This window comes from Enterobacter cloacae complex sp. SHL022 (assembly GCF_049237785.1).
Lineage (GTDB): Bacteria > Pseudomonadota > Gammaproteobacteria > Enterobacterales > Enterobacteriaceae > Enterobacter > Enterobacter hormaechei_C.
In genome coordinates this window covers 29,614-47,760 of the sequence record NZ_JBMKJH010000015.1, presented here as the reverse complement: position 1 = coordinate 47,760, position 18,147 = coordinate 29,614, and the positions used below count along the sequence as shown (strand labels likewise).

Here is an 18,147-nt window from a genome sequence, read left to right as displayed (position 1 = left end):
TTGATTTTAATCGATTTTGAAAAACGTGAATGTCGTTGATCTGACAAAATTTGATCGTTATATTTGAAATCAGATTTCGCATAGTGAAATTTAGTGATAAAAAAGCACTCGCACTTGCCCCTAAAAAAACAGGAGAACAGGGATGAAAGTGACCTTCCAAGAGTTGAAAGCGGCGTTCAATCGGGTTCTGCTCGATCGCGGTGTAAAAGCGGATACCGCTGACGCCTGCGCCGAGATGTTCGCCCGCACCACGGAGTCCGGCGTTTATTCACACGGCGTCAACCGCTTCCCGCGATTTATTCAGCAGCTTGACGCAGGCGACATCATCCCTGACGCCCAGCCGAAACGCGTAACGACATTAGGCGCCATCGAACAGTGGGATGCGCAGCGTTCCATCGGCAACCTGACGGCGAAGAAGATGATGGACCGTGCTACCGAGCTGGCGTCCGATCACGGGATCGGCCTGGTGGCGCTGCGTAACGCGAACCACTGGATGCGCGGCGGCAGCTACGGCTGGCAGGCGGCGGAGAAAGGCTATATCGGCATCTGCTGGACCAACTCTATTGCCGTGATGCCCGCGTGGGGATCAAAAGAATGCTGCATCGGCACAAACCCGCTGATCGTCGCTATCCCGTCGAATCCAATCACCATGGTCGATATGTCGATGTCGATGTTCTCCTACGGCATGCTGGAGGTGAATCGCCTGGCCGAACGCGAATTACCGGTCGACGGCGGCTTTGACGATGAAGGTAATCTGACCAGAGAGCCGGGCGTGATTGAGAAAAACCGTCGCATTCTGCCCATGGGCTACTGGAAAGGTTCTGGCTTATCGATTGTGCTCGACATGATCGCCACCCTGCTCTCTGACGGCGCGTCCGTTGCGGAAGTGACCCAGGACAATAGCGACGAATACGGCGTATCGCAGATCTTTATCGCCGTCGAAGTGGATCGCCTGATCGACGGTCCAACCCGCGATGCCAAACTACAGCGCATCATGGACTTCATCACCACCGCAGAACGCGCTGATGAAAATGTCGCCGTCCGTCTGCCTGGCCATGAATTTACTCGCCTGCTGGAAGAAAACCGCCGGGACGGCATCACCATCGACGACAGCGTGTGGGCGAAAATCCAGTCTCTGTAAGGAGTGGGTCATGATATTCGGACATATTGCACAGCCAAATCCATGTCGCCTGCCACTGGCGATAGAAAAGGCGCTTAATTTTCTGCGTACCACGGATTTCACCACCCTGGCACCGGGCGTGATCGAAATTGAAGGCCGCAACATTTTTGCCCAGGTTCTCGACCTCACCACAAAGGAGCAGCACGAGAACCGCCCTGAAGTCCATCGCCGCTATCTGGATATCCAGTTTCTGGCCTGGGGTGAAGAAAAAATCGGTATTGCTATTGATACCGGGAATAACAAAATCAGCGAATCATTGCTGGAGCAACGGGATATTATTTTTTATCACGACAGTGAACACGAGTCGTTTATCGAAATGATACCTGGCAGCTACGCCATATTTTTCCCGCAGGATGTTCACCGTCCTGCCTGTATTAAAAACAAGGGATCCGCAATTCGTAAAATTGTGGTGAAAGTGGCCATCAGCGAATTAGATTAATTTTCTGATAAATACAGGAATGCGAAATGACCAACACCGGTTTTATTATTGGTGCGTACCCCTGCGCACCCTCGTTTCACCAGAAAGGGGAGCAGGAAGAATACACCTTCTGGCGGGAACTTTCCGACACGCCAAATATTCGCGGGCTGGAACAACCTTGCCTTGAAAATCTCCATCCGTTTGGTGATGAATGGCTGTTTCGTCATACGCCGGGCAACTGGCAGATCGTTGTCACAGCCGTTATGGAAACCATGCGCCGCCGCGGCAGCAACGGCGCGTTTGGCCTGGCGTCCGCGGACGAAGAACAGCGTAAAGCGTGCATTGAATATTACCGCCATCTGCATCAAAAGATTGATGCCGTTCACACCCGCTTTCCCGGGAAAGTGGTCGCTCTGGAAATGCAGGCCGCACCGCAGGCGGGTAATGAATCTGTCGAGCAAGCGACAGAAGCATTCTCCCGCTCGGTACGGGAAATCGCGAGCTGGGACTGGGGCTGCGATCTGGTGCTGGAACACTGTGATGCGATGAATGGCCCGGCGCCGCGTAAAGGGTTCTTGCCCTTAGAGCAGGTGCTGGAGGTAGTGAAAGAGACCGATATCAGCGTCTGTATCAACTGGGCACGTTCGGCTATTGAAGGTCGCAACACCGCCCTTCCGCTGGAACATGTTCAGGCGGCACTCGCTGCCGGGAAACTGGGGGCGCTGATGTTTTCGGGCACGACCCCTCACGGTGAGTATGGAGAATGGCAGGATCTGCACGCGCCGTTTTCTTCGTTCTGCGCCGACAGTCTCATGTCCATTGAACATGTAAAAGCGCTGTTTACTGCGGCGAGCGCCGCAACATTGAAATTCTCCGGTATTAAATTACTGGAAATAAATGCTAATGCTGACGTCAGCCATCGCATCGCTATTTTGCGCGACGGCATTAGCGCTATGAATAAAGCATCACAATAAAAATAAAGAATACATTTTCCGGTTACCTTCACTGAGATATTAACTATGAATATTTCTTCTAATGCTCTACACGCGGACATTCCGCGTCAACGCTGGCTAAGGATCATTCCCCCTATTCTTATCGCCTGCATTATTTCCTATATGGACCGCGTAAATATAGCTTTTGCGATGCCCGGCGGTATGGATGAAGAGCTGGGCATTTCCGCCACGATGGCGGGCCTGGCGGGGGGGATCTTTTTTATCGGCTATTTGTTCCTGCAAGTTCCCGGCGGCAAAATTGCCGTGCACGGCAGCGGTAAGAAGTTTATCGGCTGGTCGCTGGTTGCCTGGGCGGTGATCTCGGTTCTGACCGGGCTTGTGACCAACCAGTATCAGCTGCTGGTGCTGCGCTTCTTACTCGGTGTGGCGGAAGGCGGGATGCTGCCCGTTGTGCTCACGATGATCAGTAACTGGTTCCCGGATGCCGAGCGCGGCCGCGCCAACGCGATTGTGATCATGTTCGTGCCCATCGCCGGGATCATCACCGCCCCGCTGTCGGGCTGGATTATTACCGCTCTCGACTGGCGCTGGCTGTTCATTATTGAAGGTCTGATGTCCGTTGTTGTGCTGGTGCTGTGGGCGTTCACCGTCTACGACCGGCCTCAGGAAGCGCGCTGGATCTCTGAGGCCGAGAAAAACTACCTGGTACAAACGCTGGCGGCAGAGCAGCAGGCCATTGCGGGTAAAGAGGTGAAAAACGCCTCGCTCAGCGCGGTGCTGTCTGACAAAACCATGTGGCAGCTGATCGCCCTCAACTTCTTCTACCAGACTGGCATTTACGGTTACACCCTCTGGCTGCCCACCATTCTGAAAGAACTGACGCACACCAGCATCGGCCAGGTGGGAATGCTCGCTATTCTGCCTTACATCGGCGCCATTGCCGGTATGTTCCTGTTCTCTTCACTCTCTGACCGCACCGGCAAGCGCAAGCTGTTTGTCTCCCTGCCATTGATTGGCTTTGCGCTCTGCATGTTCCTCTCCGTGGCGCTGAAAGAGCACACCTGGCTGGCCTATGCCGCACTGGTGGGCTGTGGCTTCTTCCTGCAATCCGCAGCGGGCGTGTTCTGGACTATCCCGGCGCGTCTGTTCAGCGCTGAGATGGCGGGTGGCGCTCGCGGCGTGATCAATGCCCTGGGCAACCTCGGCGGGTTCTGCGGTCCTTATGCGGTAGGCGTACTGATCACCCTGTACAGCAAAGACGCAGGCGTTTACTGCCTGGCGGTTTCGCTGGCGCTGGCATCGCTGCTGGCCCTGCTGTTACCGGCGAAATGCGATGCCGGAGCAGAGCCTAATCCCACGGTGACTCCACATAAACGTGCGGCCTGATGCCCTCACCCCAGCCCTCTCCCACGGGGAGAGGGAGAAAACCGAACCGTAGGCCGGGTAAGCGAAGCACCCGGCAATTAAGCGAGAAGAAGATGAGTGAAAAAGAGCCCTTCTGGCTGGGTATCGATTGTGGCGGTACTTATCTGAAAGCCGGTTTATACAACAGTCAGGGCAAAGAAGTCTGTATTGAACGCCGCTCAGTGGCCACGCTCAGCCCACGCGCCGGCTACGCCGAGCGGGATATGCACCAGCTCTGGCAGCACTGCCACATAACGGTCGCCCTGCTGCTCAAAAATTCAGGCGCTGACGGCGGTCAGATCAAAGGCGTTGGCATTTCAGCCCAGGGGAAGGGGCTGTTTTTGCTCGATAAACAGGATCGCCCCCTGGGTAACGCCATACTCTCCTCCGATCGCCGTGCGCTGGAGATCGTGCAACGCTGGCAGCAGGACGGTATACCCGAAAAGCTCTATCCGCATACTCGCCAGACGCTGTGGACGGGGCATCCGGCCTCGCTCCTGCGCTGGGTTAAAGAGAACGAGCCGCAGCGGTATCAGCAAATTGGCAGCGTGATGATGGCGCACGATTACCTGCGCTGGTGTCTGACCGGGGTCAAAGGCTGCGAAGAGAGCAACATCTCGGAATCCAATCTCTACAACATGAATACCGGGCAGTACGATCCGCAGCTCACGCGCTGGCTCGGCATCAGCGACATTGACGGTGCCCTGCCGTCCATTATCGGTTCAGCAGAAATTTGCGGGGAAATCACCGCTCAGGCAGCCGCACTGACCGGTCTCACGGCGGGTACTCCCGTCGTTGGTGGACTGTTTGATGTGGTTTCCACCGCGATCTGCGCCGGGCTGCATGACGAACATACGCTGAATGCCGTAATGGGGACCTGGGCCGTGACCAGTGGGATTGCCCACGGCATCCGCGACAACGAGCCGTTCCCCTACGTCTATGGCCGCTACGTCCATCCGCAGCAGTTCATCGTTCATGAAGCCAGCCCCACGTCGTCCGGCAACCTGGAATGGCTGACGGCCCAATGGGGCGATATGTCATTTGATGAGATTAACCACGCCGTGGCCAGCCTGCCAAAAGCTGAAAGCGATGTGTTCTTCCTGCCTTTCCTCTACGGCAGCAACGCCGGGCTGGAGATGACCAGCGGTTTCTATGGTTTGCAGGCGCTGCATACCCGCGCGCACCTCCTCCAGGCGGTTTATGAAGGGGTGGTATTCAGCCACATGACCCACCTCAACCGTATGCTCGAACGCTTTCCCCACGTGCAGGCCCTGCGCGTGACGGGCGGCCCAACCCATTCGGACGTGTGGATGCAGATGCTCGCGGACGTCAGCGGCCTGGCGATTGAACTCCCGCAGGTGGAAGAGACCGGCTGTTCCGGTGCGGCGCTGGCCGCGCTCGTCGGTACAGGTCTCTATCCTGATTTTTACGCCGCTCAGCGCGCCCTCAGGCATGACATCCGGATGATTGAACCTGACATGCGTGCCCATGCCGCCTACCAGCGCAAATATCACCGTTACCAGCTACTGATTTCAGCATTACAGGGCTATCACGCCCGCGTTAAGGAGTACGACCTATGAGCCGACCATTATTGCAGCTGGCGCTCGACCACACCTCGCTTCAGGCCGCGCAGCGCGATGTCGCGACGCTTTCCGAGCACGTCGACATCGTCGAAGCTGGCACCATTCTGTGCCTGACCGAAGGGCTAAACGCCGTTCGCGCCCTGCGTGCGCAGTGTCCGGATAAAATTATCGTGGCGGACTGGAAAGTCGCCGATGCCGGAGAAACGCTGGCTGAACAGGCGTTTGGCGCAGGCGCAAACTGGATGACCATCATCTGTGCCGCCCCGCTGGCCACCGTTGAACGTGGCCACGAGGTCGCACTGCGCGGCGGCGGCGAGATCCAGATGGAGCTGTTTGGCAACTGGACGCTGGACGACGCGCGCGCGTGGCACCGCATCGGGGTGAAGCAGGCGATATACCACCGCGGGCGCGACGCACAGGCCAGCGGCCAGCAGTGGGGCGAGGCGGATCTCAGCAAAATGAAGGCGCTGTCCGATATCGGGCTACAGCTTTCCATCACTGGCGGTATCACCCCCGCTGACCTGCCGCTGTTTAAGCAGATCAACGTCAAAGCCTTCATTGCCGGTCGCGCGCTGGCTGGCGCCGATAATCCGCCGCAGGTGGCACAGGCATTCCATTCGCAAATCCGCGACATCTGGGGAGAGTAACCATGCGTCAGCATCCGTTAGGCATTTACGAAAAAGCGCTGCCAAAAGATCTCTCCTGGCCGGAGCGCCTGGTTCTGGCAAAAAGCTGCGGCTTCGATTTTGTGGAGATGTCGGTGGATGAGACCGACGAGCGTTTATCGCGCCTTGAATGGAGTACCACGCAGCGCGCCTCTCTGGTGGAAGCGATGCTGGAGACCGGCGTGGCGATCCCGTCGATGTGCTTGTCTGCCCACCGTCGCTTCCCGTTTGGCAGCCGCGAAGAAATCGTGCGCGAACGTGCCCGCGAGATCATGACCAAAGCCATCCGGCTGGCCCGTGATTTGGGTATTCGCACCATCCAGCTTGCGGGTTATGACGTGTACTACGAGGAGCACGACGAGGGCACGCAACAGCGCTTTGCCGAAGGGCTGGCGTGGGCCGTAGAGCAGGCTGCCGCCGCGCAGGTAATGCTGGCGGTAGAGATCATGGACACTGCGTTTATGAACTCCATCAGCAAGTGGAAAAAGTGGGACGACATGCTCGCCTCGCCGTGGTTCAGCGTTTACCCGGACGTCGGCAACCTGAGCGCGTGGGGCAACGACGTCACCGCCGAGCTGACGCTGGGCATTGACCGCATCGCCGCTATCCACCTGAAAGATACCCGGCCCGTTACCGAGCAAAGCCCCGGACAGTTCCGCGACGTGCCGTTTGGCGAGGGCTGCGTCGATTTCGTTGGCGTGTTTAACACGCTGAATCAACTTAATTATCGCGGCGCATTTCTGATTGAAATGTGGACCGAGAAAGCCAAAGAGCCGGTGCTGGAGATCATCCAGGCGCGCCGCTGGATTGAAGCCCGAATGCAGGAAGGAGGCATGACATGTTAGAACAACTCAAAGCCGAGGTGCTGGCGGCAAATCTCGCCCTGCCCGCCCACCAGCTGGTGACGTTCACCTGGGGCAACGTCAGCGCGGTTGACCGTGCCAGCGGCATGATGGTGATCAAACCATCCGGCGTGGAGTACGACGTGATGACCGCAGAAGATATGGTGGTGGTAAATATCGCGACGGGTAAAGTGGTCGAGGGGAGTAAAAAGCCCTCCTCCGACACCCCGACCCATCTCGCGCTGTATCGTCGTTACCCGGAAATTGGCGGCGTTGTGCATACCCATTCCCGCCACGCCACCATCTGGTCGCAGGCGGGGCAGGATTTACCCGCGTGGGGAACGACGCACGCGGACTATTTTTACGGTGCGATCCCCTGCACGCGGCTGATGACCACGGCTGAAATCGCGGGTGAATATGAATACCAGACGGGGGTAGTCATTATCAAAACCTTCGAGGAGCGCGACATAAGCCCGATGCAGGTCCCGGCGGTGCTGGTTCATTCTCACGGCCCGTTTGCCTGGGGCAAAGACGCTGCCGATGCGGTACACAATGCCGTGGTGCTGGAAGAGTGCGCCTATATGGGGCTTTTCTCGCGCCAGCTTGCACCTCAGCTTCCGGTTATGCAGCAGGAATTGCTGGATAAGCATTACCTGCGCAAGCATGGCGCAAATGCCTATTACGGCCAGTGATCATCCAGAATTAATATGCTCTTTACAGTACCGCCGTTTCCAGACGGCGGGCGTTAACCCGGTATGTTTCGAGAATATTTGCCGGAAATAACCCACGTCATTAAAACCGCACCGGGCGGCCACTTCAGTTAATGAGGCCGCATCGTTCAGCAGCAGTTTTTCAGCGGCCCTGACGCGCTGGCGGTGAATTGCCTCCGTCAGGGTTAAATGAAACGTCCGGCGAAATACTCGCCCCAGATAATCGGCGTTGCAGTGCAGCTCTTTCGCCAGCTGTGAAGTGGACAGGGGCAAATGAAAGTGCGTGCGGATAAGCTGCTTGGCCTTCCACGCCATTGCTGCGCCCGCATCATCCGCTTTATCTTCATATCCCGGCGAGAGCGATATCTGCTGCAAAATTAACAGCAAAATTATCTCCAGCGCCTGGCTACGCTGTAATTTTTCCTGCTCGCTTAAAAACTGACGGAATAACGCAATAACATATTGCGGATCCCGCACGCTACAGTGTTGCTCAATCGACAGCGGCGTCGCGCCTGGCAACACCGGCAAGCGTTCATCCACCTCAAAATGCAGCCAGTAAAATTTGAGATCGTCCGGAAAATCTTCCACGCCGACATGCCGTCGCTTCGGCCAAAGTAATAAACTCTCGCCAGCGTTTACCTCAAACAGCGTATTTTCCTCCTGGATCGTTAATGTCCCTTTTTCGACAAAAATTATCTCCCACGAAGATAATTTTCGTGCGGGATGACGGCCCACGCCCCGGGAGATAAATAACCCGCCATTTTGAACCCTGATCGGAAGTGCTATGGATAATTCAAGCATGGATATTCATTTTTCCGCTTTTATGGTGGCTAATATTGTCTTTATCCCTTGATTATTAATAAATATCAGCAGAACGGCTCGATCAAACTCACAGTTTTATCATCAGGTCGGAATTGTCACCTTTTTATACTTTTCCCTTCCCTTGTTGGTCTGCCCGTTGAATGCAGAATAAATGGGGTACCTTGCACAAATACGATAAAAAAATCGTTTATCGAGGAGTTACCCCATGACTTCCACACCGATTACAGACGCAGAAGTTGCAAAACAGGCAGCCGATGAACGGCTGTCAGTCCGCGAGAAAATTGGCTACGGCCTGGGCGACGCGGGCGGCACGGTAATTACCTGCCTGATCATGAACTTCCTGACCTTTTTCTATACCGATGTATTTGGCCTGACGCCCGCGCTGGTGGGCACGCTGTTTATTGCCCTTCGGGTATTTGACGCGATTTCCGATCCGGTGATGGGCGTGATTGCCGACCGCACGCAGAGCCGCTGGGGGCGTTTTCGTCCGTGGCAGCTGTGGGTCGCGCTTCCTATCGGGATCGTCGGCGTGCTGACCTTCACCGTCCCGGACGCCAGCATGGGCGTGAAAATCGCCTGGGCGTTCGGCACCTATCTGTTGCTTTCAGTGGGCTATACCGCCATCAACGTGCCGTATTGCGCGCTGATCAACACCATGACCACCCGCCACAACGAGGTTATATCCTGCCAGTCCTGGCGCTTCGTACTGTGCGGCGTGGCGGGCTTTCTGGTCTCCGTTGGCCTGCCGTGGCTGGTGTCAGAGCTGGGACAGGGCAATACCGCCCGGGGTTATCAGTTGGGCGTTGGCGTGCTGTGCGCCATCGCTGTGGTGATGTTCCTGTGCTGCTTCTTCTGGGTGCGCGAGCGCGTCCCGCTTGCGCTGATGGGTAAATTCACCCTGCGCGAGCACCTGGCTGGCCTGCGGAAAAACGATCAGCTGCTGCTGATGCTGGTGATGTCGTTTCTGCTGATCAACGTCTTCAACATTCGCGGCGGCGGATACATGTATTTCATCACCTACGTGCTTCAGGGCAGCACGGCGTACACCTCGCTGTTTTTCACCATGGTGACCTTTGCTGCCATTCTGGGCGCGGTGATCGTCAGCCCGCTGTCGCGGCGGATTGATACCGTCAAACTCTACTACTACACCAACCTGGTACTTGCTGCGCTTGCGGTGGGAATGTGGTTCCTGCCGGGTGGCCCGGCGCACCAGACGCTCTGGCTGATCGTGATTTTAAGTAACGGCGTGATCCTGGGCTTCACCCTGCCGCTGCACTTCTCACTGATGGCCTTTGCCGATGATTACGGCGAATGGAAAACCGGCGTGCGCTCCTCGGGGATGAACTTCGCCTTCAATCTGTTTTTCATCAAGCTCGCGTGGGCATCCAGCGCCGGGATCATCAGCCTGGTGTTTATTGCCGTGGCCTATCAGCCAGGCGCGGGTAACCAGACGCCCGCCTCATTGCAGGGCATCACCGCCATGGAGACGCTGCTCCCTGCCCTTTTCCACCTGCTGCTGGCGGTCGCTATCCGCTGGTGCAGGCTTAACAATCCCGTGATGTCGCGCATTGCCACCGATTTGCGCCAGCGTCATGTACAGTCCTGAGGAGAACGATATGACCATAATGGAAGCCGACCTGCATCAGCTGAAAATCAACGACCCGTTTCTTGGTCAGTACCAACGGCTGGTCCGCGATGTGGTGATCCCCTACCAGTGGGATGCGCTTAACGATCGCGTGGCAGAGGCCGAACCCAGCCACGCCATCGCCAACTTCCGCATCGCGGCCGGTCTGGAACAGGGGGAGTTCTACGGGATGGTCTTTCAGGACAGCGACGTGGCGAAATGGCTCGAAGCCGTGGCGTGGTCGCTGTGCCAGAAGCCGGATGCTGAACTGGAAAAAACCGCCGACGAGGTGATCGAGCTGGTCGCAGCGGCGCAGTGTGAAGATGGCTATCTCAATACCTATTTCACGGTGAAAGCACCGGCCGAGCGCTGGACCAATCTGGCCGAATGCCACGAACTGTACTGCGCCGGGCATATGATTGAAGCGGGTGTGGCGTATTTCCAGGGAACCGGAAAGCGCCGCCTGCTGGACGTGGTGTGCAGGCTGGCGGATCATATCGACAGCGTGTTTGGCCCGGGCGAAAACCAGCTGCACGGCTATCCGGGCCACCCGGAAATCGAGCTGGCGCTGATGCGGCTGTACGACGTCACGCAGGAGCCACGCTATCTCAATCTGGTGAAATACTTTATTGAGGAACGCGGCGCGCAGCCTCACTTCTACGATATCGAATACGAGAAGCGCGGCAGAACGTCATACTGGAACACCTATGGCCCGGCGTGGATGGTCAAGGACAAAGCCTACAGCCAGGCGCATCTGCCCCTTGCCGCACAACAAACGGCCATCGGCCACGCCGTGCGTTTTGTCTATCTGATGGCGGGCATGGCGCATCTGGCGCGCCTGAGCAACGACGAGGGGAAACGTCAGGATTGCCTGCGGCTGTGGAACAACATGGCACAGCGCCAGCTGTACATCACCGGCGGGATTGGCTCCCAAAGCAGCGGCGAGGCGTTCAGCAGCGATTACGATCTGCCCAACGATACGGTCTACGCCGAAAGCTGCGCCTCCATCGGCCTGATGATGTTTGCCCGCCGGATGCTGGAGATGGAGGCGGACGGCCACTACGCCGACGTGATGGAGCGCGCGCTGTACAACACGGTGCTGGGCGGCATGGCGCTGGACGGTAAGCATTTCTTTTATGTGAATCCGCTGGAAGTGCACCCGAAAACCCTGGCCTTTAACCATATCTATGACCACGTCAAACCGGTGCGCCAGCGCTGGTTCGGCTGCGCCTGTTGCCCGCCGAATATTGCGCGCGTGCTGACCTCGCTGGGGCACTACATTTATACCGTTCGCCCGGACGCGCTGTTGATCAACCTGTACGTGGGGAACGACGTCGCCATTCCGGTTGGGGATAACATCCTCCAGCTGCGGATTAGCGGGAACTATCCGTGGCATGAGCAGGTGAAAATCGAGATTACCTCACCAGTTCCGGTGACTCACACGCTGGCCCTGAGGCTGCCGGACTGGTGTGCGGAACCGGCTGTTTCGCTCAATGGTCAGGCCATTACAGGCGAGGTCTCCCGTGGATACTTATACCTCAACCGCAGCTGGCAGGAAGGCGACACGCTGACGCTGACGTTACCGATGCCGGTCCGCCGCGTGTACGGCAACCCGCAGGTGCGCCAGCAGGCGGGGAAAGTCGCATTGCAGCGTGGGCCGCTGATTTACTGCCTGGAAGAAGCCGATAACGGCGCAAATCTGCATAACCTTTCTTTGCCCCAGGACAGCGCGTTTCGGGTATTTGAAGGCAAAGGCATTTTCGCGCACAAGATGCTGATACAGGCAGAAGGGATCGGGTGTCAGGCGAAGGACACTGATGCCCTGTGGCAGTACGACCACTCACCGGTAGAACGTCAGCCCCGGACGCTGACCTTTATTCCGTGGTTCAGCTGGGCAAACCGGGGGGAAGGGGAAATGCGGATATGGGTGGATGAAAGCTGAATAACTGCGGCCTGTTGCCCTCACCCCAGCCCTCTCCCACGGGAGAGGGAGTAAAAAGTAGGCCGGGTAAGGCGAAGCCGCCACCCGGCTTTAACCCGGCTCAGGCCACCCCACTCGGGACGGCCTGAGCCCGGAGATTAAAACAACCCCAGCGGTTTATCGGAGTAGCTGACCAACAGACATTTCGTTTGCTGGTAGTGCTCCAGCATCATCTTATGGGTTTCACGCCCGATGCCCGACTGCTTGTAGCCGCCAAACGCCGCATGAGCCGGATAGGCGTGATAGCAGTTTGTCCATACGCGTCCGGCCTGAATGCCCCGGCCCATTTTATAGGCCAGATTACCGTTACGGCTCCAGACGCCCGCCCCCAGGCCATACTGCGTGTCGTTGGCGAGCTCCAGCGCCTCGTCCATGGTTTTAAACGTGGTGACGGCCAGCACCGGTCCAAAAATTTCCTCCTGGAAAACGCGCATATTGTTCTTACCGAACAGGATGGTCGGCTCAAGGTAGTAGCCCTCCTGCAAATCGCCGCCCAGCACCTTACGACGACCGCCGGTCAACACATCGGCCCCCTCTTTTTTACCGATATCAATATAGTTGAGGATGGTTTCCAGCTGGCCATGCGATACCTGCGCCCCCATCTGGGTAACGTTATCCAGCGGATTACCGCTGCGAATCGACTCCACGCGCCGGATCGCCCGCTCCATAAAGCGCTCATAAATGGATTCCTGCACCAGCGCGCGGCTCGGACAGGTGCAGACTTCGCCCTGGTTAAACGCGAACAGCGCAAACCCTTCCAGCGCTTTGTCGAAGAAGGCGTCCTCTTCGTCCATCACGTCGGCAAAGAAGATGTTCGGCGATTTGCCGCCCAGCTCGAGCGTGACCGGAATGATGTTCTGGGTCGCGTACTGCATGATCTGCTGGCCCACTTCCGTTGAGCCGGTGAACGCCACTTTGGCGATACGTTTTGAGGTAGCCAGATATTCGCCGATCTCTCCCCCGGCCCCGTTGACCACGTTAATGACCCCCGGCGGCAACAGGTCGCCAATCACCTCCATCAGCAGCAGTACCGAAAGCGGCGTTAAGCGAGCGGGTTTCAGCACAACGCAGTTACCCGCCGCCAGCGCGGGCGCCATTTTCCAGCTAGCCATCAGCAGCGGGAAGTTCCACGGAATAATTTGCCCCACCACGCCGAGCGGCTCGTGGAAGTGATACGCCACGGTATCTTTGTCAACTTCACTTATTCCCCCCTCCTGGGCACGAATGCAGGACGCAAAATAGCGGAAATGGTCAATCGCCAGCGGCACGTCCGCCGCCATGGTTTCCCGGATCGGCTTGCCGTTGTCCCACGTTTCTGCGGTCGCCAGCAGCTCCAGATTCTGCTCTATCCGATCGGCGATTTTGAACAAAATGGCCGCTCTGTCCTGAACGGACGTTTGTCCCCACTTATCTTTCGCCTTATGCGCCGCATCCAGCGCTAAATCTATATCCCGCTTGCCCGAACTGGCAATTTCACACAGCGGCTGGCCGGTAACGGGCGTCAGGTTGGAATAGTATTCACCGTCGACGGGCGCCACCCAGTCGCCGCCGATAAAGTTGTCATAGCGGGGCTTCAGCTTAAGGGGAAAACCATACTCGCCTGGCTGGATACGCGATGAGGGAGGATTGTTTGTCATGACCGTCTCCTTGCAGTAGGTGTACAACAAGGGTAGTTCCGGCTGGTGGTTTTCTCGCCAGTCGGTAACGGGTTTACGAGCCGTATCACGGATTACCGTACTTTACGTTTCGTTTCTGCCGCCAGAGCCATACTTAATAGCTCAGGGGCTCATGAGGAACGATGCAATGCAGCTATTTATCGGCTTTGACGTGGGCGGAACCCACATCAAACACGGCGTGATTAACGAAAACGGCGAAGAACTGACATCCGATGAATATGATACGCCTGACGATGAAAGCACCTTCAAACAGAAGTGGAAAGCGGTGGTGGATAAGTACCGCCAGGAGCATGAGATCGTCGGCATCGGCGTGAGTTTTCCGGGCCACATCAATCACCATACCGGCGAAGCGGCCAAGGCCGGGGCGCTGGATTACCTTGACGGTGAAAACCTGTGCGAGCTTTTCGCACAGCTGACCGATCTTCCCGTAACAACCGAAAATGACGCCAACTGCGCGGCGCTGGGCGAACGCTGGCAGGGTGCCGGTAAGGACTATGAGCATTTTGTCTGCATCACCATAGGCACCGGCATCGGCGGCGGTATCGTCATGGAGGGCGATCTCTACCGTGGATCGCACTACCGGGCGGGTGAGTTTGGCGTGCTGCCCGTTGGCAACAACGGCGAGCCGATGCACGAAGTGGCGTCAGCCAGCGGCCTGATGAAAGCCTGCCGCCGCGCGCTGGCCGTGTCGGAAGATGAGATGCCTGATGGTGAGGAGCTGTTTAGACGCATGGACAGCGACGTGCATCTGCGTGAGGCCATAGAAGAGTGGGCGCATTTCCTCTCGCGCGGCATCTACAGCGTGATCTCCATGTTTGATCCGCAGGCGGTGCTGATTGGCGGCGGCATTAGCGAGCAGGAGAAAATCTATCTCCTGCTGGATAAATACCTACAGCGATTCGAGGAGTGGGAGGCGCTCCGGGTGCCCATCCTTCCCTGCGAGCTGGGTAACCAGGCGGGAAGGCTGGGCGCGGTCTGGCTGGCTAAGCAGAAGCAGGCGCGCAGCGCTTAACGCTTACGGAAATAACTGCGCGTCGCGTAGCACATGGTCATTGCCACGACGACGCGTAAACCCGATGCGGTTGAAATACTCCAGGATCTGAATCGCCAGTTTGCGTCCCACATTCAGCCGATCGCGGAAGTCTGCGGCGCAGGTTGATCCGCGCGCCTGATCCAGCTCCCGGATCAGGTTCGCAAACGCCACGATCCGATCGTTGCGGTAATAACGATCTTTCACGATCGCCACAATCATCCCCTGCTGTGCCGCATGGCGCAGTACCTGACGCATCAGCTGCTCATCGGTATTGGTTTCACGCGCCAGATCGCGCACCCACCACGGTTCATCGCCAAACAGCGCCGCCACTTTTTGCCAGACCGCGTCCTGCTCAGCGGTAAAACCGGCCTTGTGTTCCGGCAGGTGTAGCCAGCCGTGATGACTTGCAATCACGCCGCTTTCACGCATGTTTTCAATCAGCAACAGCACCAGCGCGTCGTCTTCCATGGGCAACGCCATGCGCCGCAGACGTTCACGACCCGGACCGGGCTCATCCTGATGCTGTTCATGGTAGGTCGCCAGCGTGCTCAGCACTTTGCGCTGCCAGCGCGCCGCCACCGGCGCGTTCAGCAGGCTGTTTCCGGCCTGAATAAAACCTGGCTCCTGCGTCAGAAGACGCAATCCTTCGCCGCTGAGCTGGCGCGCCCAGGCGAACGCCGCCAGATCCACCGCGCCACGCTCAAGGTGGATATCTAACGCAGACTTATCATCGCGGGTCTGGGCCAGCGCGGCCAGCCACTGTAAATACTCGGGCTTACGCTTGCCGCGACGGGGCGGATCCAGCATGACCACGCGCGCGCCCGCCAGCGTTTCCCGCGCCGAAATATCGCGCAGAACCAGGCGGTCGTTATCCGCCAGCCAGAGCGGGGAGTCGAACACCAGTTCGGCGAGATCGTTTTCCAGCAGCGACACGCGTCCGGTGATGTGGCTGGCCGCGTGGTGGATATGCAGCGGCTGCCACTGGGTCAGCGGCGTATGGGTCTGGAGAGAAACGATAATCCGTTCAGAGGGCTCCGGCGGCGCGTCGGCCAGCAGCCAGTCGCCGCGGTTAAGCTGGTCTTTTTCGGCATCACCGGCAATATTCAGCGCGATACGCTGCCCGGCGTGGGCCTGTTCCACCGGCTGGTTTTGCGCATGAAGCCCGCGCACGCGCATCGGTTTGTTCACGCCCGTCAGCCACAGGGTATCGCCCACGTTCACTTCCCCGCTCAGCGCGGTACCGGTCACCACCAGCCCAGCCCCTTTCACGGTAAACGCCCTGTCGATCGCCAGACGGAAGCGGTGATGGCTGGCCTGTTCACGAGACGGGATCTGCTGCAAATGGTTGCGAAGAGCATCGATACCGCGGCCTTCTGTCGCTACGGTGACAAACAGTGCGACATCCTTAAAACCGTATTCACTCAGCGCCGCCAGCACCTCTTGACGCACCTCGTCGATACGCGCCTCCTCCACACGGTCCGCTTTGGTGAGGGCGACGGTCAACTGCGGGTTTCCCGTCAGCTGGAGGATCGCCAGATGCTCGCGCGTTTGCGCCATCACCCCGTCATCGCACGCGACCACCAGCAGGGCGTGATCGATCCCGCCCACGCCCGCGAGCATATTGGAAAGAAACTTCTCGTGGCCGGGCACGTCGATAAAGCCCAGCACGCGACCGTCGGGCTGCGGCCAGTAGGCGTAACCCAGGTCAATGGTCATGCCGCGCTTTTTCTCTTCCGGCAGGCGATCGGCATTCACGCCCGTAATGGCCTGCAATAACGTGGTTTTGCCGTGGTCAACGTGACCGGCGGTGGCAATAATCATTTCAACATCATCTCCAGAAACCGCACTTCATCTTCCAGACAGCGTAAATCCAGCCACATGCGCCCGTCACCGATCCGGCCAATCACCGGCGTCGGTAATGCGCGCCAGCGCGCCGACAGCGCCTCAAGCTGGCTTCCGCGTCCGTCGCGCGGGGTGAACGTCAGCGCTTCGCTCGGTAACCTGTCCACCGGCAGCGAGCCGCTGCCAATTTGCGACAGGCAAGGCTCGATACGAACTTCAAACTCAGGGTAATGAGGAGCAACCTGCGGCAGTAGCGCTTCCGCCTGCGCGCGAACAGAGGCCGCATCACGGCTCAGCAAACGCAACGTGGGCAGGCGGTCAGCCAGTTTCTCCGGGTGGAGATAGAGCCGCAGCGTGGCTTCCAGCGCGGCCAGCGTCATTTTATCGGCACGCAGGGCGCGCTTCAGCGGATGCTGCTGTAGCTGCGCAATCAGCTCGCGCCTGCCGACGATAATACCCGCCTGCGGCCCGCCCAGCAGTTTATCGCCAGAGAAACTGACCAGGCTTACGCCCGCGGCAACCATTTCCTGCACCATTGGCTCTTTTGGCAGACCATACTGGCGCATATCCACCAGCGACCCACTGCCAAGATCGGCAATCACCGGCACGTTTAGCTCGCGCCCGATGGCGGCCAGTTCAGCCTCTTCCACCGTTTTGGTGAAACCCTCAATGTGGTAATTGCTGGTATGCACTTTCATCAGCAGGGCGGTGTTTTCATTCACCGCCGTGCGATAATCTTTTGCATGGGTACGGTTGGTTGTGCCCACTTCATGCAGCGTGCAGCCCGCCTGGCGCATGACATCCGGAATACGAAACGCCCCGCCGATCTCCACCAGCTCGCCGCGAGAGACGACAACCTCTTTTCCGCTCGCGGTGGCCGCCAGCATTAATAGCACCGCCGCCGCGTTGTTATTCACAATGCAGGCATCTTCCGCGCCGGTGATCTGGCAGAGAAGATCCGCCAGCGCGCGATCGCGATGTCCGCGCCCGGCGCCGTCCAGATCGTACTCCAGCGTCACCGGCGAGCGCATGGCCCGGGTGACGGCCTCTATTGCCTCTTCTGCCTGCTGTGCCCGGCCCAGATTGGTATGCAAAACCGTGCCTGTCAGGTTAATAACCGGGCGCAACGCGCTTTGCGCGTGCTTGCTCAACCTCCTTTCAACTTCCTGCGCCCATGCCTCGCACCAGCCGGGTATCGCGTTCTCAGCCTGAATATGGCGACGCGCATCGTCCTGAAGCTGGCGTAGCATGTCGACCGTTGCAGTATGGCCAAACTGCTCCAGCACCGCAGTGATGCGCGGGTCACGAAGCAGACGATCGGTAGCGGGGATCTGGCTGTAGAGGGAATGATGAGTAGTCATGAATGCGCCTGGCGAGTAAATATCTTCCCCCCTCCCGACGGGAGAGGGAGTTA

Annotated in this window: 15 protein-coding genes; 11 read left to right on the top strand and 4 right to left on the bottom strand. The window is 58.0% G+C overall.

The genetic code is table 11. From position 1 onward, the window contains the following. Positions 1–142 precede the first annotated feature (142 nt). The 8 genes from yiaK to araD all read left to right on the top strand — a co-directional run bounded on the left by yiaK (position 143) and on the right by araD (position 7,737). Positions 143–1,141, top strand: coding sequence for a 3-dehydro-L-gulonate 2-dehydrogenase (gene yiaK, locus ACOTZD_RS21795; protein WP_063159192.1), 999 nt, complete (start codon positions 143–145; stop codon positions 1,139–1,141). A 10-nt stretch (positions 1,142–1,151) separates the two neighbouring features. Next, a complete protein-coding gene (locus tag ACOTZD_RS21790; protein WP_015572753.1) occupies positions 1,152–1,619 on the top strand; it encodes a YhcH/YjgK/YiaL family protein in 468 nt (155 codons plus the stop codon). 26 nt (positions 1,620–1,645) lie between these two features. Continuing rightward, positions 1,646–2,572 (top strand): DUF4862 family protein, encoded by a 927-nt coding sequence (locus tag ACOTZD_RS21785; RefSeq protein WP_045350932.1) that lies wholly within the window; start codon positions 1,646–1,648, stop codon positions 2,570–2,572. Between the two features lie 45 nt (positions 2,573–2,617). Continuing rightward, complete coding sequence (locus ACOTZD_RS21780) at positions 2,618–3,937, top strand: MFS transporter (protein ID WP_022652031.1); 1,320 nt, start codon at positions 2,618–2,620, stop codon at positions 3,935–3,937. A 92-nt stretch (positions 3,938–4,029) separates the two neighbouring features. After that, positions 4,030–5,535: an FGGY-family carbohydrate kinase gene (locus ACOTZD_RS21775; protein ID WP_045331999.1), complete on the top strand. Its 1,506-nt coding sequence runs from the start codon at positions 4,030–4,032 to the stop codon at positions 5,533–5,535. Further along, positions 5,532–6,185 (top strand): 3-keto-L-gulonate-6-phosphate decarboxylase UlaD, encoded by a 654-nt coding sequence (gene ulaD, locus ACOTZD_RS21770; protein ID WP_022652033.1) that lies wholly within the window; start codon positions 5,532–5,534, stop codon positions 6,183–6,185. Before ACOTZD_RS21775 ends, ulaD begins: the two co-directional genes overlap by 4 nt. A gap of 2 nt (positions 6,186–6,187) precedes the next feature. Further along, on the top strand, positions 6,188–7,048 hold the full coding sequence (locus ACOTZD_RS21765) for an L-ribulose-5-phosphate 3-epimerase (protein ID WP_059294274.1): 861 nt from the start codon (positions 6,188–6,190) through the stop codon (positions 7,046–7,048). Further along, entirely contained in the window at positions 7,042–7,737 is a 696-nt protein-coding gene (araD, locus tag ACOTZD_RS21760) for an L-ribulose-5-phosphate 4-epimerase (RefSeq protein WP_059294275.1), read from the top strand. The genes ACOTZD_RS21765 and araD overlap by 7 nt, the downstream gene beginning before the upstream one ends. Here araD and ACOTZD_RS21755 read toward each other — a convergent pair whose 3' ends face one another. Further along, positions 7,738–8,556: an AraC family transcriptional regulator gene (locus ACOTZD_RS21755; protein ID WP_022652035.1), complete on the bottom strand. Its 819-nt coding sequence runs from the start codon at positions 8,554–8,556 to the stop codon at positions 7,738–7,740. It lies immediately after the preceding gene. A gap of 226 nt (positions 8,557–8,782) precedes the next feature. Between ACOTZD_RS21755 and ACOTZD_RS21750 the strand changes: the two genes are divergently transcribed. Both ACOTZD_RS21750 and ACOTZD_RS21745 read left to right on the top strand, forming a co-directional pair. Further along, on the top strand, positions 8,783–10,183 hold the full coding sequence (locus ACOTZD_RS21750; protein WP_045331993.1) for an MFS transporter: 1,401 nt from the start codon (positions 8,783–8,785) through the stop codon (positions 10,181–10,183). 10 nt (positions 10,184–10,193) lie between these two features. Beyond that, on the top strand, positions 10,194–12,143 hold the full coding sequence (locus tag ACOTZD_RS21745; RefSeq protein ID WP_109948957.1) for a glycoside hydrolase family 127 protein: 1,950 nt from the start codon (positions 10,194–10,196) through the stop codon (positions 12,141–12,143). Positions 12,144–12,280: 137 nt separating this feature from the next. Here the strand turns inward: ACOTZD_RS21745 and aldB are convergent, their stop codons facing one another. Beyond that, positions 12,281–13,819 (bottom strand): aldehyde dehydrogenase AldB, encoded by a 1,539-nt coding sequence (gene aldB / locus ACOTZD_RS21740; protein ID WP_058659606.1) that lies wholly within the window; start codon positions 13,817–13,819, stop codon positions 12,281–12,283. Positions 13,820–13,985: 166 nt separating this feature from the next. On the opposite strand from aldB, the gene ACOTZD_RS21735 reads away from it, so the two are divergent. Then, the gene (locus tag ACOTZD_RS21735; RefSeq protein WP_015572761.1) at positions 13,986–14,870 is read left to right on the top strand and encodes an ROK family protein; all 885 of its coding nucleotides are present in this window, start codon (positions 13,986–13,988) and stop codon (positions 14,868–14,870) included. A gap of 3 nt (positions 14,871–14,873) precedes the next feature. On the opposite strand, the gene selB is transcribed toward ACOTZD_RS21735, so the two are convergent. Both selB and selA read right to left on the bottom strand, forming a co-directional pair. Next, positions 14,874–16,712 (bottom strand): selenocysteine-specific translation elongation factor, encoded by a 1,839-nt coding sequence (selB, locus tag ACOTZD_RS21730; protein ID WP_045350928.1) that lies wholly within the window; start codon positions 16,710–16,712, stop codon positions 14,874–14,876. After that, on the bottom strand, positions 16,709–18,094 hold the full coding sequence (gene selA / locus ACOTZD_RS21725; RefSeq protein ID WP_174402424.1) for an L-seryl-tRNA(Sec) selenium transferase: 1,386 nt from the start codon (positions 18,092–18,094) through the stop codon (positions 16,709–16,711). Before selA ends, selB begins: the two co-directional genes overlap by 4 nt. Between the last annotated feature and the right edge of the window lie 53 nt (positions 18,095–18,147).